We start from the raw sequence: 20,072 nt of genomic DNA on the forward strand, positions 1-20,072 counted from the left end.
AACTCGCTTTCCACGGCATCCACACCTCCCGCAGAACAAAAGCGGAAAGTGTAACCCATGTGCCCGGTACGTTTTGTCACCTATGTCTCGGGCCGCTCAAAGGCCGCATCATCAGCGAGCTGCACAGCATCTACTGGTAATCGCTGCGTCTGCACTCTCTCAAAACGACAATGGCCTGGACAGCAGCCCGGCCATTGACGCAATCAGGTAGCTGGTTTGTCTTACTGCGAGACCGTCTGCACCACGCTCGCGATCGGACGCGCGCTCGAGGTCGGCACCTTCAGATCCTTCAGCAGCGCCTCGTCATATTCCGGCAGCGTCTGGAAGGTCGTCTTGGCCTTTATCTGCACGATCTTGTAGCCGCCGGCCTTGAGCCGCGCGAGCAACGTCGGCAGCGCCTCGCCGGTGTGCTTCTGGAAGTCGTGCATCAGGATGATGCCCTTGCCGAGCTTGTCGAGCCTGGTCATCACGGTCTCGACGATCTTCTCCGGCGTGGCGCCCTTCCTGAAATCGAAGGAGTCGATGTCGGTCGAGAACATCGCGACGTTGCGGGTGCCGAAATAGGTCACCATCGCCGGATTGTGCTGAAGCTGCGGGAAGCGGAAGAACGGCGCCGGGTTGGTGCCGAGCGCGAACCTCACCGCGCTAAAACCCTTCTCGACCTCGTCCTTGACTTGGCTCTCGGTCATCTTCTTGCTGTTCAGGTTGACATGCGACCAGGTGTGGGTGCCGACCGTGTGGCCCTGGGCCAGCACCTGGCGCAGGATTTCCGGATGGTAGGTCGCGTGCTTGCCGACCGAGAAGAACAGTCCCTTGGTGCATTCATCCGCGAGCGCCTTCAGCACCGCGGGCGTGTTGACCGGCCACGGACCGTCGTCGAAGGTCAGAACGACCTCCTTGTCGGTGAGGAAATCAAACTGCTTGAAGTGCTCGAAGCCGAAGCCCGGGCCGCCGGTGGTGTCGATCTCGACCACGCGAGCCACGCCGAGCGCGTTTGGATTGGTGCAGGTCGACTTCTGTTGCACCGGTGCGGCCGGGGCCGGCGCCGCGGCAAGGACCGTCGGCTTACCCGCCAGCGCTGCGGTGGTCTCGACGTCATCCCTGGTGGCAAGTTTGGCCGGTGCCGGCAGAGGATCGGCGGCACGGGCGGCCGTTGTCTTGGGGGCGCCCTGTTCGGCGCGCGAGGAATAATAAAACCAACCGCCGGCGGCGATCACGACCGCCGCAACTACACTGGCCAGCATCAGGCCCAACGCATTACGCATCGCTATTCTTTCCAATTACGCAACCAAACAAGCGGATTTTCCCGCGCGCCCAGCCATTAATGCGAAGGAACAGTTAACGTGACACCAACACGACAGCGGAAGCGGAGGAATTTCAGAGGAGTGCGCCAAAGTGACCGAGGTCACATTAGCGGTGCCGCTTGTGACCGTCATCACAGTAGAAACTGTTTTGCTGGAGCATCGTAGGTCCCATCAACAACGGGCCCGCTTCCGGCGGCGCCAATGGGAGCTTCAAATGACCAAGTCGTTCTCCGACAAGTCCTTGACCACCAAGATCCGCGACACCAGCCTGGCCCTCGGCTTCGCCGCCATCGTCTCGATCATTTCGACCAGCTCGAGCTTCGCCTTCTCGTCCGAAGCGCAACAGATGTGCACCGGCGACGCTTTCCGCCTGTGCTCGTCGGAAATCCCCAACATCCCGAAAATCACGGCGTGCATGGTGAAGCATCGCTCGGATCTGAGCGCCGGCTGCCGCGCGGTGATGGACAAGGATCTCGCCAAGGGCGCGTCGCGCAAGGTTGCCGACGCGCAGGACAGTCAGTAACAGCGCGCAACGCATCCATCGTTGCATTCTCGAGCTCCCCTCGCGATGTGCCCCCGGTGTCAAGCTGGGGCGCCACGCGGCGACGCAGACGCAAGCTCTCAATAAAGCCGTTGCGGCTCTGGGATCGTCGCACTAGCTTCGCCCGCATATCTTTCCGGGCAAGAGGCATTGCGCGATGACCAAATTTTTTTTCATTGTCTCATTCATCCTGTGCGCATCGGGCGCGGCGGCGCAGCAGCCCGGCCACGACGCCTGCGCGCGCGACGTCAGCCGCTTCTGCCGCCCGGTGATGAACAATGGCGATCAGGCCGTGCTCGCCTGCCTGAAGCAGAACCGCACGCGGCTGAGCAAAGGCTGCGAGAAGGTGCTGACGGAGCACGGACAGTGAGATGGAGCGTCGTAGCCCGGATTTCGCTTCAGCGAAATCCGGGGTTCTGTCCACGCGGCGAGATTGTCCCGGATTGTGCTTCGCTCCATCCGGGCTACGGACTACGAAGCCTACGTGCTGCTTCCCGCCGCGGTCGCGACCACCGGCAAAACCTCTGCACTTGCGCGGTCCGGAGTCTCTTCCTTCCAACGCACCGAACCGAATGGGCGCTCCAGCATGCGGCGGATACGCACCGGTTCGGGCCCGATGTGGAAATCGATGGCTTGCTGATGCAGCGCGCGTTCGGATTGGGTCGAACGGTTGCGCTGGCGCAGATAGTCCAGCCAGGTCGGGCAGTGATAGCGCTCGGTCCACAATTCGGGGTCGGCGATGTCGCGCGCGATCGACCAGCCATAGGCGCCGTTGCGCTGCCTGGAGAGCTGCACATCCTGCATCACATTGTGGAAGGCGCGCGCGTTCTCCTGCGACACGCGATATTCGATCTCGACCACCAAGGGTCCGCTGCGCGCCGTGAGCGATAGCTTCACTTCCGGGTCGGCCAGCACCTCGGCATCCTCGTTGCGGGCGCCGACGCGCGGCATCGCCAGCCAGATTCCAAGCAGCGGCGAGATCAGCATCAACCCGGCTGCAACCAGGAGCGCGACCTCGACGCCGGCATAATCGGTGAGGTGACCCCAGCCCCACGCGCCGATCGCAATGCCGCCCGAGATCGAGGCCTGGAACGCCGCGAGCGATCGGCCCGCAACCCAGCGCGGCGCCGAGAGCTGCACGCCGATGTTGAACAGCGCGACGGCGGCCATCCAGACCGCGCCGGCCAGCACCAGCGCGGCCGCTGTCAGTACGGGTTCTGTGCTCAAGGCAAGCGCGGCCATCGCAAACGCCATCGAGATCGTGCAAGTGCGGATCGCCGCCTCGCCGCTCATGCGCCTGCGCAGTTCGTGGATGTTGAGCGCGCCGACCACTGCGCCCATGCCGAACGCGCCCAGCATGATGCCGTAGGTCTGCGCGCCGCCATGCAGCAAATCGCGCGCGACCAACGGCATCAGCGCCATGATGGCGCCGCCGATCAGGCCCATCACCAGCGTGCGCAACAGCACGATCTTGATTGGCGGCGAATTGGTGATGTAGCGCACGCCCGAGACCATGGCGCGGTTGAGCTTTTCCCGCGGCAGGCGCGAAGCTTCGGTGTTGCGCCGCCACAGCAGCAGCACCACCAGCAGCGGCAGATAGAGGATCGCATTGCAGGCGAAGGCGGCGACCGCGCCGAGCGCGGCAACGATGACACCGCCGACCGCGGGACCAAAACTGCGGGCGATGTTGTAGCTGATGCCGTTCAGCGCCACCGCGGACGGCAGCGCTTCGGGCGGCACCTGCTCGCTGACCGAGGATTGCCACGCCGGGCCGAACAGCGCATTGCCGCTGCCCACCACAAAGCAGAAAGCAAGCAGCGTTTCCGGGGTGATCAGCTTGAGCCAAGCCAGCAGCGTCAGCGCAGTCGCGCCGGTCAGCGCGATCATGAGCGAGATCAGGGTCACGATGCGCCGGTCATACATGTCGGCGATGGCGCCGGCCGGCATCGAGATCAGCATGATCGGCAGCATCAGCGCGGTCTGCACCAGCGCGACCTTGTCGGCCGAGGCCGCCATTTGGGTCATCGCCCAGGCGGCGCCCACGCCCTGGATCAAGAGGCCGAGATTGGAGAGCAGGCTGGCGAGCCAGATGCGCCGGAACAGGGTGTACCGCAGCGGCGCGGTGATGCCGTCGGCGGCAATTTGACGGTTCGTCTGCTCGGTCATATCCCCTTCCAGGAGGTCTGGCAGAAATGGCTTCAGCGATTCCGGTAGAGTCAGTGATGCCTGCGAAAGTCCTTCGCTGTCCAGTGGTTAGGCCGCTATAAGTGGTGCAAAGAAATGGTTGCCGGAGAGGAACATATGAAGCTGTCGCGACGGACGATCCTGCAGGGTGCAGGTAGCCTTCCCTTCGCGGTTGCGAGCTTGCGGATCGAGGCGCTGGCGCAAATCGCGCCCGCGGCGCAGAGTTCCGAGGTGCCGCCGATCCTGTTCGTTCATGGCAATGGCGACTACGACGCGCTCTGGATGACCACCTTGTGGCGGATGGAATCGAACGGCATCGCGCGCGCTCGCATGCTGGCGATCAATTTCACCGATCCCAATGCGCGGAGCGACGACAAGGTCGAGCAGGCCAACCGGTCCTCGACCGAGGACCAGCGCCGCGAGCTCGCGGCGGCCATCACGGAACTGAAGCGCCGCAGCGGTGCGCCCCGCGTGGCACTGGTCGGCAGCTCGCGCGGCGGCTACGCGATTCGCAACGTCATCAGGAATGGTGGTGCAGCAGATGTCAGTCATGCCGTATTGTGCGGCACACCCAATCACGGCGTGTTTGCAACCGACGACACGCTTGGTAGCGAGTTCAACGGCCGGGGCGCATTCTTGCGCGGCTTGAACCAGGGTGAGAGCGAAGTGACGCCGGGCGTGGCCTTCCTCACATTGCGCAGTGACGGCATGGACAAGTACGCGCAACCCGACGGCCGCTTCATCGGGAAGCCCGGCGTGCCGACCGGCGTCACCGCCGAGGGGCCCGAGCTGAAGGGCGCCACGAATCTCCTGCTCGGTGCGCTCGACCATCGCGAGGTGGCGTTTCATCCCCGCGCCTTCCGCGAGATCTATAAATTCATCGCCGGGCGCGAGCCCGCGCGCATTGCAATCATGCCGGAGCAGAACGTCAGGCTGAGCGGCCTTGTGACGGGTACGCCGGGCGGCGTGTCGACCAACCGTCCGGTCGCGGGCGCAACCGTCGATATCTTCCGAGTCGAGCCCGAAACCGGAGAGCGCAAGGGCGGTGCGGTGCAGAGCTCGAAGACCGGCGCCGACGGACGTTGGGGGCCGGCGGAGGTCGATGCCGCCTCGTCGCTCGAATTCGTCCTAACTTCGCCGGATGCGCCGATAACGCATTTTTACCGCTCGCCTTTCCCGCGCTCGTCCGACGTCGTGCATCTGCGTGCCGCGCGCCCGCTCGGGCCGGCGGACAAGGATGCCGGTGCGGTCGTGATCATGTCGCGCCCGCGCGGCTATTTTGGCCTGCCACGGGACGTGGTGGTGTTCGACGGCAGGGAGCCGGCCGACGTCAAGCCGGGCGTGCCCACGGATGCGACAGCAACCCTGCGCCTTTCGGCCGCCGAGATCGGGCGTAACGTCGTGGCCCAATTCAACGAAGAACGGATTGTGGCACGCGCCTGGCCGGCCTCCGAGAACAGGATTGCGATTGCCGAGCTGACTTATTAGCTGTTGAGCTGCAAGCCTTGACTGCGAAGATATCTGCGGGAGAGAGCCATGAACATCGCCAGCGTGCGTCGGCCGATCGTCCCTCCGACCCCGCCGCGCGCCCCGGACGATATGTCGTTCCTCGGCCGGCTTGCTGTGATCAAGCAGAACATGATCGCAACCTGGGGGCAGCGCGCCTACGAGGAAGATGTCATCGAGGGCCGCTTCTTCTTCCGCAACAGTTTCATCCTGAATCGCCCGGACGCGATCCGGCACGTGCTGCTGAGCAACTACGAGAACTATTCGCGCACGCCGGCCGGCATCCGCATGCTGCGTCCGGTACTCGGTGACGGCCTTCTGATTGCGGAAGGCCATTCGTGGACGTTTCAGCGCCGCACCCTTGCACCGGCCTTCACGCCGAAGGCGACCGCCAACCTCGTACCGCACATGACCGCGGTGCTGGACGAGACCATCGCGAAGCTCGAGGAGCGCGCTGGCGAGCCCGTTGACCTGCGCGAGCTCATGCAGCGCATGACGCTCGAGATCGCCGGACGCACCATGTTCTCCTTCGGCATGGACCGGCATGGCCCGACCTTGCGCAACTTCGTCATGGAATATGGCGCACGGCTGGGGCGGCCGTATTTGTTCGACATGATCCTGCCGGTGTCCTGGCCGAGCCCGATGGATTTTGCCCGCGCGCGTTTCCGCAAGCGCTGGGCCGAATTCGTCGCGATGCTGATTGCCGAGCGGCGCGCCGCGGGCAAGAAGGACGGTGCGCCGCCGCGCGACCTGTTCGATCTCATGGATGAGGCGCGCGATCCCGAGACCGGCAAGGGTTTTTCCGACGAACAGCTCGTCGACGAGGTCGCGACCATGATCCTCGCCGGTCACGAGACCACGGCGACCGCGTTGTTCTGGGCGCTCTATCTGCTCGCGCTGGATCCGGACACGCAAGAGGAAGTGGCTTCCGAGACCCGCGGCGAGCATCTCGACAGCATGGCCGATATCGACCGCCAGAAATTCACCCGCGCCGTGATCGAGGAGACCATGCGGCTCTATCCGCCGGCCTTCCTGATCGCGCGAGCCGCCCGGGAAAAGGACAATGCGGCCGGCGTTGCGATCGGCAAGGGCGACATCATCATGATCGCGCCGTGGCTGCTGCATCGGCACGAGAAGCTGTGGGATCAACCGAACGCGTTCATTCCAAAACGCTTCATGTCGACCGAGGCGCCGGATCGCTTCGCCTATCTGCCGTTCGGCGCGGGGCCACGCGTCTGCGTCGGGGCGCCGTTTGCGCAGGCCGAATCCGTGCTGGCGCTGGCGCGGCTGATCGGCGCGTTTCGAGTCGAGCTTGCCGATACCGATCCCGTCATCCCGCACGGCGTCGTGACGACCCAGCCCGGCCACTCACCCATGTTCCGCATCACGCGTCGGTGACAGGCGACTGCCTGGCCAATGGCGTGATCCACCCTAGATAGAGTCCCGCCATGAGCGATATCCAAGCCCAGCTTTCCGTCCTGAAGCAGACCGCCGATCCAAAGGTGGTCGACGCGATTCAGCATCTGATCGACCACGGTGAGGATCACGAGCTCAACCGCGTCAATGTTCTCGACTTTTCCAGGCAGCACAATCTCGACGAAGAGCGGACGATCTCGGGCTTCCTGCATTCGGCCCGGCTTGGGCTGTTCGATCTCGGCTGGAACGTATTGTGTCCAGGATGCGGCGGCGTGCTCGGCGCGCACTCGACGCTGAAGGCGCTCAAGCCCGACGATTATCACTGCGCGCTCTGCGCCTGCGGCTATAAGGCTTCCGTCGACGACCAGGTCGAGGTGTCCTTCACGGTGAACCCGCGCGTACGGCGCATCGCGGCGCATGACCCCGACTCGCTTCCGGTCTGGGAATATTTCAAGCAGGTGTTCTGGAGCTCCGGCGTCGACTTCAACAAGGAATCGTTTGCGACGCTGGCCAACGAGGTGACGCTGGATACGCTCGAGCTTCCGGCCGGCGAGAAGGCGACCATGTCGCTGCAATTGCCGATCGACTTCATCATCATCTTCGAGCCGGTGACGCACGCCGCCCAGTTCATCGACGTCCAGGGCGAGCCGACCAAGGAACGCCAGCAGCTCGCCATCATGTACAACAAGGTACGGGCCCCGACCGGGACCGCGGTGATGCGGCCGGGTCCGTTGCGGCTGTCGCTGGAGAACCAGGCCGGCGTGCGAGTACTGCCGTCGGTGTTCATCGCGGCCGACGCGCTTCATCGCCTGATAGGCAAGCGCAAGCCGTTCCTCACCGCCAAGCGGATGCTGTCGAACCAGACCTTTCGCGATGTGTTCAAGGCTGACAATCTCAGTTTAGACCAGCGGCTCCAGATCACCTCGCTGACCTTCCTGTTCACCGACTTGAAAGGCTCGACGGCGCTCTACGAGCGCGTCGGCGACCTTGCCGCCTTCGATCTCGTGCGCGCGCATTTTCACGCGCTGCTCGAGATCATCTCCTCGGAAAAGGGCGCAGTGGTGAAGACGATCGGCGACGCCGTGATGGCGACATTCGTCCGTCCCGAGCACGCGATCGTCGCGGGTCTACGGATGCGGGCAGCGATGGACGAGCTCAACAAGCAGCGCGGCACCGCCGATCTTATCGTCAAGATCGGCATTCATGAGGGTCCCTGCCTTGCGGTGATGCTCAACGAGCGTCAGGACTATTTCGGCCAGACCGTCAACATCGCCGCGCGCGTGCAGAGCCTGTCCACGTCGCAGGAAATCCACATCACCGGACCGGTGCTCGACGCACCGGCTGTTGCCGAGGTGTTGCAGCAGCGCGAGATCAGGCCGATCCAGAAGCAGGCCGCGCTGCGCGGCATCGCCGACAAGATGGTGGTGTACGAGATACCGTAGATGCCGTCCCGGCGCAGAGATTGCCGAAACGTAATGCCGCGCGCGGAACTGACGCATGTTGCGGCGGTTGAGTTTCCCGCTCATATAATGCTGGTAACGGCCGCCTCCCCGCGGCTTCATCGATATCGGTAGGACTTTATGCTCGACGGCCTGCGCCAATTCATCGCTGACATCGTTGCTCCTCAGGCGGTCGACCGCGCCTTCGGCGACAGCGACTATCGACTGGCGGCAACCGCCCTGCTGGTCCACGTGGTTTCGCTGGACGGCCAGCCGACTGCGGCCGAGCAGCGCAAGCTGCACAGCCTGATCGAACGTCATTTCGGGCTCGATCGCGGTACTGCGGACCGCCTGATCGCGGACGCAACCGAGGTCGAGGGCGAGGCGGTCGACCTCTATCATTTCACCAGCGTTATCATGCGCTCGCTCGATGAGGAGGGGCGCAAGCGCATCGTGCAGATGATGTGGGAGCTGGTCTATGCCGACGGCCAGGTCACTGAGTTCGAGGACAACGTGGTCTGGCGCGCCTCCGACCTGCTCGGGATCGCCCAGCGCGACCGGATCGACCTGAAGCATGCCGTTGCGGACCGCGCCGGCAATCAGGTGAAGAACGGCGCTATCGGCGGCTGACCCGCCTTAACACGGCCGATTGCGGGCCGTGCGTACCACATGACGAAATTTTAATGTGTTCGCCGTCGCTCCGGTGTCCGTTTCGCGTGAAATCAGCAGTTTTTCCTACGCTCCCTGTCGCCAGCACTAGCCGCCATGCAGCCAGCCAGCTTGCGCGGCGCGCACGCTCTATGCTCTCGTTCCGCTATTGCGGGGGCAAAAAAATTGAATCCAAGAGAGTTCGATCGTGACTGAGCGGGTGACGCTGATTACCGGTGCCTCGGCGGGCATAGGCATGGAGCTGGCGCGCGTGTTCGCCGCGAACGGACACCGTCTGGCGCTCACGGCGCGCAGGGCCGATCGGCTCGAGGCGCTCGCCAGCGAGCTCTCCGCCAAGGGCAGCAAGAAGCCGATCGTGATCGTCTGCGACCTCGAGGAAGCAGACGCGGGCGAGACGATCGCCGCCGCGCTCGCCACCGCAGGCGTCGAGCTCGACAATCTCGTCAACAATGCCGGCTTTGGTGTGTTCGGCGATGCCGTCGAACGCGACCGCGTCGAGCAGGTCGGCATCGTCGATGTCAACGTTCGGGCTCTGACCGATCTTTCGCTGCGCTTCGCCGAACAGCTCATCCGCAACAAGGGCGGTCTTCTCAATGTGGGCTCCGTCGCCGGCTTTTTGCCCGGCCCCGGCATGGCCGTCTACTACGCCTCCAAGGCCTATGTGATCTCTTTCACCGAGGCCCTGCGCGCGGAGCTCGGCCCGCGCGGCGTCCGCGTTACAGTCCTTTGCCCGGGCCCGGTGCCCACCGAATTCCAGGCGCGGGCCCGCGTTGGATCCGGACATGATACGGCGGCTCTCAATGTTTCGGCCGCGGATGTCGCACGCGAGGCCTATCGTGGACTGATGGCCAACAAACGGGCAGTGCTGCCCGGCCTCGCCATCAAGATCGTGCCGTTCCTGCTGCGCTTCTTCCCGCGCGACTTCATCCTGTTCGCCACCAGCCGGTTTCAGAGGCAAAGGCGCTAGCGGAAGCCGTCAGCTCCCGTATTGGCCCGGAGCTTGCTTTCATTTCGGTGCGTGCGCGAACTCACACGAAATTAACGATCGCTTAGTTATGCTGGCGGTCCGAACCGATAGCACTTGGAAAGGCAATGTCGTTCCGGACGAACAGGTTTGGTGGCGCAGAATTGGTGCCCTTCCCCAAGCGAAGGGACCTCGGCGCATCCGCCGGTCGTCCTGAAACCCGACTGCCGGTTCTCGTCATTCTGCATCAGGAATCCTCGACGCCCGGCCGGGTCGGCAATGCGCTTCGCGCGCTCGGCCATCGCCTCGACATCCGCCGTCCCCGCTTCGGCGATCCCGTGCCCGAGACGCTCGAGCAGCATGCCGGCGCCGTGGTCTTCGGCGGTCCGATGAGCGCCAACGATTCCGACGACTACATCCGACGCGAGATCGACTGGATCGAAATTCCGCTGCGTGAGCAGCGGCCGTTCCTCGGCATCTGCCTCGGCGCGCAGATGCTTGCGATGCAGTTAGGGGCCCGCGTCGCACCACATGCGGATGCGCTGACCCAGATTGGCTATTACCCGATCCGTCCGACCGCGGCGGGACACGCGCTCTGCCCTGACTGGCCGGCACGAGTCTATCATTGGCATCGCGAAGGATTTGAGCTGCCGGCCGGCGCCGAACTGCTTGCCGAAGGCGATGATTTTCCGGTTCAGGCATTCCGCACCGGCAATGCCTTCGGTGTGCAGTTTCATCCCGACGTGACCTACGCGATGATGCATTGCTGGACCACGCGCGGCTATGACGGACTGAGCGCGCCCGGTGCGCGCGCGCGGCATCATCATTTTACGGACCGAGCCGTCTACGACGTCGCGGAACGCGCATGGCTTGATCACTTCATCGACGGCTGGCTGGCGCGCCGGTCGGTGCTGGCGCAGGCCGCCGAGTGATCGCTCCGTCGCGCGACAGCCCGCCGCGGTTTAGGGGGAGGTGGGACTTGTGGAGGGAGTCCGCCGTCGCCCTCCGGGCTATGGCGGGACAGCCTTCGCTCACTTCGCTGCGAGGGAGAGTTTGGCTGGCTTGCCCAGCCGTAGCTCGCGAAGCGAGCGAAGGCTGGTGGAGCCAGGCGGGATCGAACCGCCGACCTCGTCATTGCGAACGACGCGCTCTCCCAGCTGAGCTATGGCCCCGTTTGTTGGCCGCCCTGGTTAATGCGGCCGACAACCGGGCGCCATTTAAGTCCCTGCCAAGGTCAAGTCAAGGACGGGTGTAATCCGGTTTTAGCCATCCCCACGCCCGAACTTCCCTTGTTTGGGCCGGGGGGAACCGATATCTAGCAAAAGCCGTCAATCCCGCCCTCAGCCAGAGTTTTCAAAAGCCATGCGTGCCGTTCTCGACATCGTCATCATCGTGCTCGACCTCTACGTCTGGCTGCTGATCGCGTCCGCGATCCTGTCCTGGCTGATCGCTTTCAACGTCGTCAACACCCGCAACCAGTTCGTGTCGGCGGTTGCGGAGTTCCTGTACCGCATCACCGAACCGGTGCTGGCGCCGATTCGTAATTTCCTGCCAAGTCTCGGCGGTCTCGATATCTCGCCGATCATCCTGATCCTGCTCATCATGTTCATCGAGCGCGTGATCCTGTACTACGTCTATCCGAACGTGATCTAGGCGGGCTGGGGCACCTTGGTTGCCAAAGAAGCTTGTAAGGAACCCTGGCGTTACTCGGCCGCGGGCATCAGCATCGCGCTGCGGGTGACCCCGCGCGGCGGCCGCGACGATATCGACGGGATCGAACAATTGGCCGATGGCCGCAGCGTGCTCAAGGTGAGGGTGCGCGCCATCGCCGATGGCGGCGAGGCCAATAAGGCGGTCCTGGTGCTGCTGGCGAAATCGCTCCGCGTACCCAAGGCCAGCGTGAAGCTACTGTCCGGAGCGACCTCGCGGCTGAAGCAGATCGCGGTCGACGGCGATCCGGCGCGGCTCGGCGAAGCCCTGCGCCAGCTCGTCTCGGCCAGACCTAAGACCTAAGGAACGGACATGACAGCCAAGGTTATCGATGGGAAAGTCATTGCCGCGGAACTTCGTGCCCGCGTCGCCGACGAAGTCGCCCGCGTCAAGCGCGAGCACAATCTGATACCGGGCCTTGCTGTGGTCCTGGTCGGCAACGATCCCGCCAGCGAGGTGTATGTTCGCTCAAAACAGACCCAGACTCAGGCCGCCGGCATGGCCTCGTTCGAGCACAAGCTGCCGGCCGATGTCTCGCAGGTCGAACTGCTGGCGGTTGTCGCAAAGCTCAACCGCGATCCCGCCGTGCACGGCATTCTGGTGCAACTGCCGCTGCCGAAGAGCCTCAACACCGAGGCGGTCATCAATGCCATCGATCCGGCCAAGGACGTCGACGGCCTGCATCCGAACAATGCCGGCCGCCTCGCCGGCGGTTTCGAGGCGCTGTCGCCCTGCACGCCGCTCGGCTGCATCATCCTGAGCAAGAGCGTGCATGCCTCGCTCGAGGGCATGAACGCCATCGTCATCGGCCGCTCCAATCTGGTCGGCCGCCCGCTGGTGCAATTGCTGCTGAACGAGAACGCCACGGTGACGATCGCGCATTCGCGCTCGCGCGATCTGCCCGGGCTCGTGAAGCGCGCTGACCTCGTCTATGCCGCCGTCGGCAAGCCCGAGATGGTTCGCGGCGACTGGCTGAAACCGGGCGCCACCGTGATCGACGTCGGCATCAACCGCATTCCGAAGCACGACGGCAAGACGCGGTCGGTCGGCGACGTCGCCTATCAGGAAGCGCTCGGTGTCGCCGGCGCGATCACGCCGGTGCCGGGCGGCGTTGGCCAGATGACGGTTGCCTGCCTACTGGTGAACACGCTTCGCGCCGCCTGCGCGATCGCCGGCCTGCCGAAGCCGGCGGTGTAGTTCACCTCGGCCCGCTTGCGGGCAGAGGTCGGCGCGAAGCGCCGGGTGAGGGGAGTCTCCGCGAGTCCAATTGCCACAGTTTTTGCGGAAGCAGCCCTTCACCCCGACCCTCTACCCGTAAGAACGGGGGCGAGGGAGCCTACCTTTGTCCGGGATACCGAAGGCTCACGCCTTCTTCTTTTTCTCGCGCTCGATACCTTCGAGGATCAGCTTATGCGCTTCCTCGGGTCCGCCCCAGCGCAAGATCTTCACCCACTTGCCCTTCTCGAGATCCTTATAGTGCTCGAAGAAGTGCTGGATCTGCTGCAGCGTGATGTCCGGCAGGTCGCTATAGGTCTTCACCTTGTCGTAGCGCTGCGTCAGCTTCGACGACGGCACTGCCAAGATCTTCTCGTCGCCGCCGGCTTCGTCTTCCATCATCAGCACGCCGACCGGACGCACGCTCATGACGGCGCCAGGGATAATGGCGCGAGTGTTGATGATCAGCACGTCGCAGGGGTCGCCATCGTCGGACAGCGTGTGCGGAATGAAGCCGTAATTACCGGGGTAGCGCATCGGCGTGTAGAGGAAGCGGTCGACCACCAGCGTGCCGGCTTCCTTGTCCATCTCGTATTTGATCGGTTCGCCACCCACCGGCACTTCGATGATGACATTGACGTCGTGTGGCGGGTTGGTCCCGATCGAGATCGCATCGATACGCATTCAAGGCTCCGTTATTGCCGAGGTGAAATCGCGCCCGGCAGCGATTTGGCACCGTCATACGCGGGCTTGGCCCGCCTATCCATCGTGTTTTTGTGAAATAATGAATCCAGCGATCACCGGCGCAAAAGGCGGGCGGTATCGACGGAAAGGGGAGCGCTGCCGGTTAAGCTTTCAGCAGGTCAATTGGTCCAAGCGAAGGCAACCTTGTCGAGCGACTTCGGCCCGAATCGCTCCGAGGAGCGCGCCACCATGCGGCCGCCCAGCGCCCGGTAAAACTCCGTCGCCGGATCGTTATCGGACAGCGCCCACACCACCATGCTCTTCAGATTGCTCTGCATGAGGTCGCGGCGGGCGGCGGTAAAGAGGCGACGGCCGAAGCCGAGCCCCTGGAACTCTGGGCGCAGGTAAAGCTCGTAGATCTCGCCGTCGAAATGCAGGCTGCGGGCGCGGTTGCGACCGTAATTGGCGTAGCCCGCGATTTTGTCGCCGAACACCAGCACGCTGACGCGGCTGCCCTTGCGGATCGCGCTGTCCCACCATTGCGGGCCGCGGCGGTTGATCAGCTTTTCCAGCTCGCCACCGGGAATGATGCCCTGATAGGCCGATCGCCAGGCTTCGTCATGGGTCGAAGCCACCGCAGTTGCGTCTGCAGCTTTGGCCGGCCGGACCTCGATCAGGGTTGTGCTCATGGACGCAATCAAACCAAGTCGCCGCGCCGGCGGCAAGACCTATCGTTAATTATCGGTTAACCTGTGGACTTTCTGCATCAGTATTTTAACCATGTTGTACCGAAAGAGGACAAGAAGCTACCTCGAACGGCAACGGCTTGCCACGCATTGGTGCAGAACTGCCTTGCGGCAACGAATGGACGGCAATGGCACCGCAAAAAGTCCGCCCAGAATGATTCGTTCCTACTGGTCTGCCTACTGGTCTGCCCTCGCTGCCCGTGTTCGCCTTCGGCCGTTCATGCGTCTCTCCGACGTCCTCGCGCTTCTGCCTTTGCTGGCCCTGCTGACTGCGCCACCTCTGTGCGCTCAGGTCACCTTGGGCTCGTCAGGAGAGGAGGGCGAGCCGTTTCGCCGTCAGCAATGGCGCGTGCCGTCGCCCGATACCGACATCGCTGCGCATGCCCTGCTGTTTCGTCCCCCCGGCACGGGTCCGTTTCGACTCGCGGTCATCGCGCACGCCACCACGCAAAACGCGCTGCGGCGCGCGCAAATGCCGCCAGCGGAATACCGCGCGCTCGTCGCGCATCTCATCGCGCGCGGCTTCGCCGTGCTAGTGCCGGAACGGCTCGGTCACGGCGCAACCGGCGGTCGCTATCTCGAGGACCAGGGTGGCTGTGACGAGGCGGACTATGCTCGCTCTGGCCGCGCAACTGCCGAGGAAATTTCACGCGCGCTGGAATATCTGCGAAAACAGGATTTCGTCCGCAAGGATGCGGCGGTCGTGCTCGGCCATTCCGCCGGCGGCTGGGGCGCGCTGGCGATCGCCAACGGCGATCCGAAGATCGTCTCCGCGATCATCGCATTTGCGCCGGGGCGCGGCGGCCACGCCAACGATGAATCGAACCGGATCTGCGCGCCGCACACGCTTCTTGCGGCTGCAGCCGAATTCGGCAAGGCGGCGCGCATTCCCGTGACATGGCTCGTTACTGCCAATGACAGCTACTTTGCTCCGGCGTTCTCGCGGACGTTGGCAGATGCGTTTCGTGGCGGCGGCGGCAAGGTCGATTTCCGCGCGCTGCCCGCCACGGGCAGCGAGGGCCACTGGATGATCGAAACCGAAGCCGGCGTCAAAGCCGCCGGCAGCGAGCTTGATCGCGCGTTGAAGCCGCGGGCAGGCAGCAAGCCATGAATCGCGATCAGCACAGCCTAGTGGAAATATTGGTCGCCCTCCTGATGCTGGACAATCGGTGATGCAAAAATGGCCTGACGATGACGTGATCCTGTTCGATGGCGTCTGCATCTTCTGCTCGCGCTGGGTCCGCTTCGTCGCTGCGCGCGACACGGCGAAGCGGTTTCGTTTCACGCCGGTTCAATCGGACTATGGGGCCCGGCTCGCACGCACGTTCGGCATCGATCCAGGTGATCCCGACACCAATGCGGTGATCCATGGCGGGGAAGTGTTCGTGAAGTCGGATGCTGCGCTGACTGTGCTGTCGCAACTGCCGGGATGGGGCTGGGTGCGCATGTTGTTCGCCGTGCCGAAGCCATTGCGGAACGCCGTTTATGGCATCGTTGCGCGCAACCGCTATCGCATTTTTGGTAAGTACGATGCGTGCTTCGTGCCGGACGCCGATCTACGGGCGCGGGTGATTGAATGATTCGTCATTGCGAGCGCAGCGAAGCAATCCAGATTGCCGCTGCGGAAAGACTTTGGATTGTTTCGCTGCGCTCGCAATGAACGGAGTTTGCGGCTAAGGCCTGCTCAGAGCCGCCAGCACTTCCTGCGCCGCCCGCTCGCCACTGTCCCTTGCCCCGTGCGCGGTCGAGAAAAAATTCGGCGACGTCGCCTCCCCCGCGAAGAACAGCCGGCCATCGACTGGCGCGGCCAGTAGGGCACGGTCCCCTGCATGGCCAGGCAGCGCATGCGAATAGGCGCCGCGAGCGAACGGATCGTGCGCCCAGCGCGACTCGTACAACGGCTTCAGCTTGCGGCGGATGTCGTTGCCGAGAAAACCGACGATCTCGTCGATGCTTTGCGCGGCGATGGCGCCGTCGCCGGCGTCTTCCAGCTCGCGCGCAAAGCTGCCGCCGAAGAACCCTTCGATGCACGGCTGGCCGAACGGGCGGATGTGGTAGGTGCCCATCGCGGTGCGCATGGTGGCGCCGCGCAAATTGCCCTCCTTCGGAAAGGCGTCCGCATCCTCGAGCGCCAGCGTCACCTTGTCGTCGACGCCGAGCGGCAGGCCGGCTGCCGCATCGACCTTGGCCGGCAGCTGTGGCGCAAAGCGGATCACCTCGTCGGCAATCAAGCTGGAAGGCGCGGTGACAATCACCTTCGCGGCATCAAGGGTGCCGAGCGAGGTTTCGAGCCGGATGCGCTGGCCGGAATGGTCGACCACCGCAACGTTGCAGTTCAGTGCGATCGGGCAGGGCGCGCCATAGGCTGCGATCAGAGTCCCATATCCGGCCCGCACGCGCCAATTGAAGTAAGTATCCTCATAGGCCTTCATGTCGAGAATCGAGACCTGATCGAGCTCGCATCCGTTCACATAGGTCGAGACCGCGTCGATCATCGGATTCCAGCGGTTGCCAGGTTCGAGATAGCTGGCCGCAGGCGCATCTTCATCTTTTTCCGCAGCCTCAGACGCACGTTCGTAGAATTCGTCGATCGCGCGCACAAAATCCCTGCGCGCGACTTCCGGAAAGGCGTCGCCAAAGGCGCGATCGCTCCAGGGCGGTAAGTCCGTGTTGAGCTCGAAACCGAGTTGCCGGGCGATCGGGACGAAGGAGTTCTTGTCCGCCGAGTGCAACCAGCCGCAACCGACGTCGAAGGTGACTTCGGGCGAGGCCTGCACGGTCCAGGCCCGGCCGCCGATGCGATTGCGCGCCTCCAGCACGATCACCGAGAGGCCCGAGCCGCGTAGCGCGTGCGCAGCGCCGAGGCCCGCAGCACCGGCGCCGATGATCGCGACGTCGACGGAGGAGGGAAGGGAGCTCATGGGCGGGCTCTAGCATGTTCGCCGGAGCGGCAGAAGATACGTCGGGTGGCGGGACGCGGGGTCAGCTGTAGAGCCTACCCCTTCCTCACATCCCCCGCCTCGGCCTCGCTCGCCTCCAGCGACACCGGTGCGAGGTGGTAGCGCTTGGTCAGCGGCATCTGCGCGATGGCAAAGACCATCGTCAGCGGCGTCACGCCGAACACCTTGAAGTTCACCCAGAAGTCAGTGCTCTGGGTGCGCCAGACGATCTCGTTCAAAATCGCCAGACCGGCGAAGAACAACGCCCAGCGCAGCGTGAGGATGCGCCAGCCCTGTGGCGTCAGGTTGAACATCTGATCGAACATCACGGCAATGAAGGAGCGGCCGAACAGCAGCCCGCCGCCGAGGATCGCCGCAAACAGGGCGTAGATAATGGTCGGCTTGACTTTGATGAAGGTCTCGTCGTGCAGCACCAGGGTCAGTGTGCCGAACACCAGCACGATTACGCCGGTCACGATCGCCATGATCGGCACGTGGCGCGTCACCACATAGGAGGCGATCATCGCAGCGACGATCGCGACCATGAAGGCGCCGGTCGCGGCGAAAAGGTTGAACTTCGCATTCACGAAGAAGAAGACGAGCAGCGGACCGAGCTCGGTCGCAAGCTTGAACAGTGGATGTGGCTGGGTCTTGTCCATTCTCTTCCATCTCTCCATCCCATCCTTCGAGACGCCCGCTTCGCGGTCTCCTCAGGATGAGGATCTCACATGTGGCACGGCCTCATCCTGAGGAGCGCGCCTGCGGCTCGCGTCTCGAAGGACGAGGCTATTCGATCCCGGCAATCGCGCGGGCGAAATCGCGCGCGGTGAACGGCGCGAGATCGTCGACGCCTTCGCCGACGCCGATGAAGTGCACCGGCAGTTTGAATTTTTCCGCGAGCGCCACCAGGATGCCGCCGCGCGCGGTGCCGTCGAGCTTCGTCATCACGAGGCCAGTGACGCCGGCGGTGCGATGGAAAGCCTCGACCTGCGACAGCGCGTTCTGTCCGACGGTGGCATCCAGCACCAGCAACACCGCATGCGGCGCCGACGCCTCCACCTTCCGGATGACGCGCACGACCTTTTCGAGCTCGTTCATCAACTCGGACTTGTTCTGCAGTCGCCCCGCGGTGTCGATCAGGAGCACATCGATGTTCTGCTCCTTCGCCGCCGTCAGCGCATTGAAGGCAAGGCTTGCCGAGTCCGAGCCCTGCGCACCGGCGATGACAGGTGTCTTGGTGCGCTCGCCCCACACTTTGAGCTGCTCGATGGCGGCCGCACGAAACGTGTCGCCGGCCGCCAGCATCATTTTGCGGCCTTCGGCTGCAAACTTCGCCGAGAGCTTGCCGATGGTGGTGGTCTTGCCAGAACCGTTGACGCCGACCACGAGGATGACGAAAGGCTTTTTCGCCGCATCGATCTCGAGCGGTTTTGCAACCGGCGACAATACCTTCTCGACCTCGGTCGCGACGACGTCCTTGACCTCGTCCGCCGAGATTGCCTTGTCATAGCGCCCGGTGCCGACCGCATCGGCGATCCGCACCGCGACCTCGGTACCGAGGTCGGCGCGCAGCAACACGTCCTCGATGTCGTCGAGCATGGCGCGATCGAGCTTGCGCTTGGTGACGAGGTCGGCGACCGCGGTTCCGAGCGAGGACGACGTGCGCTTCAGCCCGTTGGACAGGCGGCGCCACCAGCTCAGCTTGGGGGTCTCGGAGGTGGTATCGTTCATGGTGGCGGTGTGTTAGCCGTTCCGGCCCATAAACGAAAGTCTGAACGAAAGCCCTTGCAATTGCTCGATGTTCCCGAATTGACGGCCGATGAAATTCTGGCGCGCGTGCTTCACCGCGACGGGCTGATGCTGGTCATCGACAAGCCGGCGGGCCTTCCGGTGCATCGCGGCCCCAAGGGGGGCGCCAATCTGGAAGCATCCTTCGACGCCCTGCGTTTCGGCCTGCCGCGGCAGCCGGTGCTGGCCCACCGGCTGGATAAGGACACCTCCGGCTGCCTCGTGCTCGGCCGCCATCGCAAGGCCACCGCCTCGCTCGGCCTGCTGTTCAAGCACGGCAAGATAGGCAAGACCTACTGGACCCTGGTCGAGGGCGGTCCTGCCGAAGACGAAGGCACCATCGACATGCCGCTCGGTCGGCTCAATGCCGAGCGTGGCTGGTGGCAGAAGCCCGATCCGGAGGGTCAGAAGGCGATCACCAACTGGAAGGTCATGGGCCGCGGGGCGGGCCTGACCTGGCTCGCCATGGAACCCGTCACGGGGCGGACGCATCAATTGCGGGTGCATTCGGCCGCAACGGGGTGGCCGATCTTCGGTGATAACATTTATGGCAACGGCCCGCGCTTTGGCGAGCCACGCCTGCATTTGCATTCCCGCGAGATCGTGGTGCCAATCTCCAGGAACAAGGAGCCGATCCGGGTGGTGGCGCCCGCGCCGGCTCACATGCACGAACGGCTCCGGGCCTGCGGCTGGAATGGGGAATAGCAGCGCCTCAAGGCAGGACAGCTTTGCGTTGGGCGGAGCGCGCCACGAGCTCCCTCACCTCTCCCGCTTGCGGGAGAGGTCGGCGCAGAGCGCCGGGCGAGGGCTCTCTCCTCTTAGGGGTTCTCGCTAGAGGAAGCACCCTCTCCCCAACCCTCCCCCGCAAGCGCAGGGCTGTCCCGGGAAAATCACACATAGATGAGCTCCAGCTGGTCGAGAGAGAACCTGGGCTTTGGCTTGCTGGGATTGACTGGCGGAGGCTTGT

The 20,072-nt window shown here is 63.9% G+C and carries 21 protein-coding genes and 1 tRNA gene; 14 read left to right on the plus strand and 8 right to left on the minus strand.

All coding sequences use genetic code 11. The features are described 5' to 3' along the window. Window positions 1–221 precede the first annotated feature (221 nt). Window positions 222–1,265 (minus strand): polysaccharide deacetylase family protein, encoded by a 1,044-nt coding sequence (locus tag IVA82_RS45280; protein ID WP_247382479.1) that lies wholly within the window; start codon window positions 1,263–1,265, stop codon window positions 222–224. A 253-nt stretch (window positions 1,266–1,518) separates the two neighbouring features. On the opposite strand from IVA82_RS45280, the gene IVA82_RS45285 reads away from it, so the two are divergent. Together IVA82_RS45285 and IVA82_RS45290 are read left to right on the plus strand one after the other, a co-directional pair. After that, window positions 1,519–1,827 (plus strand): hypothetical protein, encoded by a 309-nt coding sequence (locus IVA82_RS45285; protein ID WP_247382508.1) that lies wholly within the window; start codon window positions 1,519–1,521, stop codon window positions 1,825–1,827. 175 nt (window positions 1,828–2,002) lie between these two features. Continuing rightward, the gene (locus tag IVA82_RS45290; RefSeq protein ID WP_247382481.1) at window positions 2,003–2,215 is read left to right on the plus strand and encodes a hypothetical protein; all 213 of its coding nucleotides are present in this window, start codon (window positions 2,003–2,005) and stop codon (window positions 2,213–2,215) included. 110 nt (window positions 2,216–2,325) lie between these two features. Here IVA82_RS45290 and IVA82_RS45295 read toward each other — a convergent pair whose 3' ends face one another. Next, window positions 2,326–4,011: an MFS transporter gene (locus IVA82_RS45295; RefSeq protein WP_247382483.1), complete on the minus strand. Its 1,686-nt coding sequence runs from the start codon at window positions 4,009–4,011 to the stop codon at window positions 2,326–2,328. 135 nt (window positions 4,012–4,146) lie between these two features. On the opposite strand from IVA82_RS45295, the gene IVA82_RS45300 reads away from it, so the two are divergent. From IVA82_RS45300 to IVA82_RS45325, 6 genes are all read left to right on the plus strand, one after another. Continuing rightward, on the plus strand, window positions 4,147–5,517 hold the full coding sequence (locus IVA82_RS45300; RefSeq protein WP_247382484.1) for a hydrolase: 1,371 nt from the start codon (window positions 4,147–4,149) through the stop codon (window positions 5,515–5,517). Between the two features lie 48 nt (window positions 5,518–5,565). Further along, window positions 5,566–6,933 carry a cytochrome P450 gene (locus tag IVA82_RS45305; protein WP_247382485.1) on the plus strand — a complete coding sequence of 456 codons (1,368 nt, stop codon included), beginning with the start codon at window positions 5,566–5,568 and terminating at the stop codon, window positions 6,931–6,933. A 50-nt stretch (window positions 6,934–6,983) separates the two neighbouring features. Next, window positions 6,984–8,393 (plus strand): adenylate/guanylate cyclase domain-containing protein, encoded by a 1,410-nt coding sequence (locus IVA82_RS45310; protein WP_247382486.1) that lies wholly within the window; start codon window positions 6,984–6,986, stop codon window positions 8,391–8,393. Between the two features lie 138 nt (window positions 8,394–8,531). Next, on the plus strand, window positions 8,532–9,020 hold the full coding sequence (locus IVA82_RS45315; protein ID WP_247382488.1) for a TerB family tellurite resistance protein: 489 nt from the start codon (window positions 8,532–8,534) through the stop codon (window positions 9,018–9,020). A 226-nt stretch (window positions 9,021–9,246) separates the two neighbouring features. Further along, the gene (locus tag IVA82_RS45320) at window positions 9,247–10,026 is read left to right on the plus strand and encodes an SDR family oxidoreductase (protein WP_247382490.1); all 780 of its coding nucleotides are present in this window, start codon (window positions 9,247–9,249) and stop codon (window positions 10,024–10,026) included. 125 nt (window positions 10,027–10,151) lie between these two features. Continuing rightward, on the plus strand, window positions 10,152–10,955 hold the full coding sequence (locus tag IVA82_RS45325; protein ID WP_247382491.1) for a glutamine amidotransferase: 804 nt from the start codon (window positions 10,152–10,154) through the stop codon (window positions 10,953–10,955). Window positions 10,956–11,119: 164 nt separating this feature from the next. Here the strand turns inward: IVA82_RS45325 and IVA82_RS45330 are convergent. Continuing rightward, window positions 11,120–11,195, minus strand: a tRNA-Ala gene (locus IVA82_RS45330). 190 nt (window positions 11,196–11,385) lie between these two features. On the opposite strand from IVA82_RS45330, the gene IVA82_RS45335 reads away from it, so the two are divergent. The 3 genes from IVA82_RS45335 to IVA82_RS45345 are packed head-to-tail and all read left to right on the plus strand — an operon-like array spanning window position 11,386 to window position 12,930. Further along, window positions 11,386–11,676 (plus strand): YggT family protein, encoded by a 291-nt coding sequence (locus IVA82_RS45335; RefSeq protein ID WP_247382492.1) that lies wholly within the window; start codon window positions 11,386–11,388, stop codon window positions 11,674–11,676. Window positions 11,677–11,691: 15 nt separating this feature from the next. Continuing rightward, the gene (locus tag IVA82_RS45340; RefSeq protein ID WP_247382493.1) at window positions 11,692–12,036 is read left to right on the plus strand and encodes a DUF167 domain-containing protein; all 345 of its coding nucleotides are present in this window, start codon (window positions 11,692–11,694) and stop codon (window positions 12,034–12,036) included. A 9-nt stretch (window positions 12,037–12,045) separates the two neighbouring features. Continuing rightward, entirely contained in the window at window positions 12,046–12,930 is an 885-nt protein-coding gene (locus tag IVA82_RS45345; protein WP_247382495.1) for a bifunctional methylenetetrahydrofolate dehydrogenase/methenyltetrahydrofolate cyclohydrolase, read from the plus strand. A 165-nt stretch (window positions 12,931–13,095) separates the two neighbouring features. Here the strand turns inward: IVA82_RS45345 and ppa are convergent, their stop codons facing one another. Beyond that, the gene (ppa, locus tag IVA82_RS45350; RefSeq protein WP_247382497.1) at window positions 13,096–13,632 is read right to left on the minus strand and encodes an inorganic diphosphatase; all 537 of its coding nucleotides are present in this window, start codon (window positions 13,630–13,632) and stop codon (window positions 13,096–13,098) included. Window positions 13,633–13,811: 179 nt separating this feature from the next. Beyond that, window positions 13,812–14,321 carry a GNAT family N-acetyltransferase gene (locus tag IVA82_RS45355; RefSeq protein ID WP_148743934.1) on the minus strand — a complete coding sequence of 170 codons (510 nt, stop codon included), beginning with the start codon at window positions 14,319–14,321 and terminating at the stop codon, window positions 13,812–13,814. Window positions 14,322–14,598: 277 nt separating this feature from the next. Here IVA82_RS45355 and IVA82_RS45360 point away from each other — a divergent pair, with 277 nt between their 5' ends. Together IVA82_RS45360 and IVA82_RS45365 are read left to right on the plus strand one after the other, a co-directional pair. Then, a complete protein-coding gene (locus tag IVA82_RS45360) occupies window positions 14,599–15,489 on the plus strand; it encodes an alpha/beta fold hydrolase (protein ID WP_247382509.1) in 891 nt (296 codons plus the stop codon). A gap of 61 nt (window positions 15,490–15,550) precedes the next feature. Beyond that, the gene (locus tag IVA82_RS45365) at window positions 15,551–15,958 is read left to right on the plus strand and encodes a thiol-disulfide oxidoreductase DCC family protein (protein WP_247382499.1); all 408 of its coding nucleotides are present in this window, start codon (window positions 15,551–15,553) and stop codon (window positions 15,956–15,958) included. Window positions 15,959–16,051: 93 nt separating this feature from the next. Here IVA82_RS45365 and IVA82_RS45370 read toward each other — a convergent pair whose 3' ends face one another. The 3 genes from IVA82_RS45370 to ftsY all read right to left on the minus strand — a co-directional run bounded on the left by IVA82_RS45370 (window position 16,052) and on the right by ftsY (window position 19,048). Continuing rightward, entirely contained in the window at window positions 16,052–17,299 is a 1,248-nt protein-coding gene (locus IVA82_RS45370) for an NAD(P)/FAD-dependent oxidoreductase (protein WP_247382501.1), read from the minus strand. A 74-nt stretch (window positions 17,300–17,373) separates the two neighbouring features. Next, a complete protein-coding gene (locus IVA82_RS45375) occupies window positions 17,374–17,976 on the minus strand; it encodes a septation protein A (protein ID WP_247382504.1) in 603 nt (200 codons plus the stop codon). 127 nt (window positions 17,977–18,103) lie between these two features. Continuing rightward, complete coding sequence (ftsY, locus tag IVA82_RS45380; RefSeq protein ID WP_247382505.1) at window positions 18,104–19,048, minus strand: signal recognition particle-docking protein FtsY; 945 nt, start codon at window positions 19,046–19,048, stop codon at window positions 18,104–18,106. 60 nt (window positions 19,049–19,108) lie between these two features. Between ftsY and IVA82_RS45385 the strand changes: the two genes are divergently transcribed. Continuing rightward, on the plus strand, window positions 19,109–19,810 hold the full coding sequence (locus IVA82_RS45385; protein WP_247382511.1) for an RNA pseudouridine synthase: 702 nt from the start codon (window positions 19,109–19,111) through the stop codon (window positions 19,808–19,810). Window positions 19,811–20,072 lie beyond the last annotated feature (262 nt).

This window comes from Bradyrhizobium sp. 142 (assembly GCF_023074015.1).
Taxonomy (GTDB): domain Bacteria; phylum Pseudomonadota; class Alphaproteobacteria; order Rhizobiales; family Xanthobacteraceae; genus Bradyrhizobium.

Excerpts from the sequence above, each read along its gene's own strand:
- IVA82_RS45280 (WP_247382479.1), bottom strand. The coding sequence starts at position 1,265 with ATGCGTAATGCGTTGGGCCTGATGCTGGCCAGTGTAGTTGCGGCGGTC.
- IVA82_RS45285 (WP_247382508.1), top strand. The coding sequence starts at position 1,519 with ATGACCAAGTCGTTCTCCGACAAGTCCTTGACCACCAAGATCCGCGAC.
- IVA82_RS45290 (WP_247382481.1), top strand. The coding sequence starts at position 2,003 with ATGACCAAATTTTTTTTCATTGTCTCATTCATCCTGTGCGCATCGGGC.
- IVA82_RS45295 (WP_247382483.1), bottom strand. The coding sequence starts at position 4,011 with ATGACCGAGCAGACGAACCGTCAAATTGCCGCCGACGGCATCACCGCG.
- IVA82_RS45300 (WP_247382484.1), top strand. The coding sequence starts at position 4,147 with ATGAAGCTGTCGCGACGGACGATCCTGCAGGGTGCAGGTAGCCTTCCC.
- IVA82_RS45305 (WP_247382485.1), top strand. The coding sequence starts at position 5,566 with ATGAACATCGCCAGCGTGCGTCGGCCGATCGTCCCTCCGACCCCGCCG.
- IVA82_RS45310 (WP_247382486.1), top strand. The coding sequence starts at position 6,984 with ATGAGCGATATCCAAGCCCAGCTTTCCGTCCTGAAGCAGACCGCCGAT.
- IVA82_RS45315 (WP_247382488.1), top strand. The coding sequence starts at position 8,532 with ATGCTCGACGGCCTGCGCCAATTCATCGCTGACATCGTTGCTCCTCAG.
- IVA82_RS45325 (WP_247382491.1), top strand. The coding sequence starts at position 10,152 with ATGTCGTTCCGGACGAACAGGTTTGGTGGCGCAGAATTGGTGCCCTTC.
- IVA82_RS45335 (WP_247382492.1), top strand. The coding sequence starts at position 11,386 with ATGCGTGCCGTTCTCGACATCGTCATCATCGTGCTCGACCTCTACGTC.
- IVA82_RS45345 (WP_247382495.1), top strand. The coding sequence starts at position 12,046 with ATGACAGCCAAGGTTATCGATGGGAAAGTCATTGCCGCGGAACTTCGT.
- ppa (WP_247382497.1), bottom strand. The coding sequence starts at position 13,632 with ATGCGTATCGATGCGATCTCGATCGGGACCAACCCGCCACACGACGTC.
- IVA82_RS45355 (WP_148743934.1), bottom strand. The coding sequence starts at position 14,321 with ATGAGCACAACCCTGATCGAGGTCCGGCCGGCCAAAGCTGCAGACGCA.
- IVA82_RS45360 (WP_247382509.1), top strand. The coding sequence starts at position 14,599 with ATGCGTCTCTCCGACGTCCTCGCGCTTCTGCCTTTGCTGGCCCTGCTG.
- IVA82_RS45365 (WP_247382499.1), top strand. The coding sequence starts at position 15,551 with ATGCAAAAATGGCCTGACGATGACGTGATCCTGTTCGATGGCGTCTGC.
- IVA82_RS45370 (WP_247382501.1), bottom strand. The coding sequence starts at position 17,299 with ATGAGCTCCCTTCCCTCCTCCGTCGACGTCGCGATCATCGGCGCCGGT.
- IVA82_RS45375 (WP_247382504.1), bottom strand. The coding sequence starts at position 17,976 with ATGGACAAGACCCAGCCACATCCACTGTTCAAGCTTGCGACCGAGCTC.
- ftsY (WP_247382505.1), bottom strand. The coding sequence starts at position 19,048 with ATGAACGATACCACCTCCGAGACCCCCAAGCTGAGCTGGTGGCGCCGC.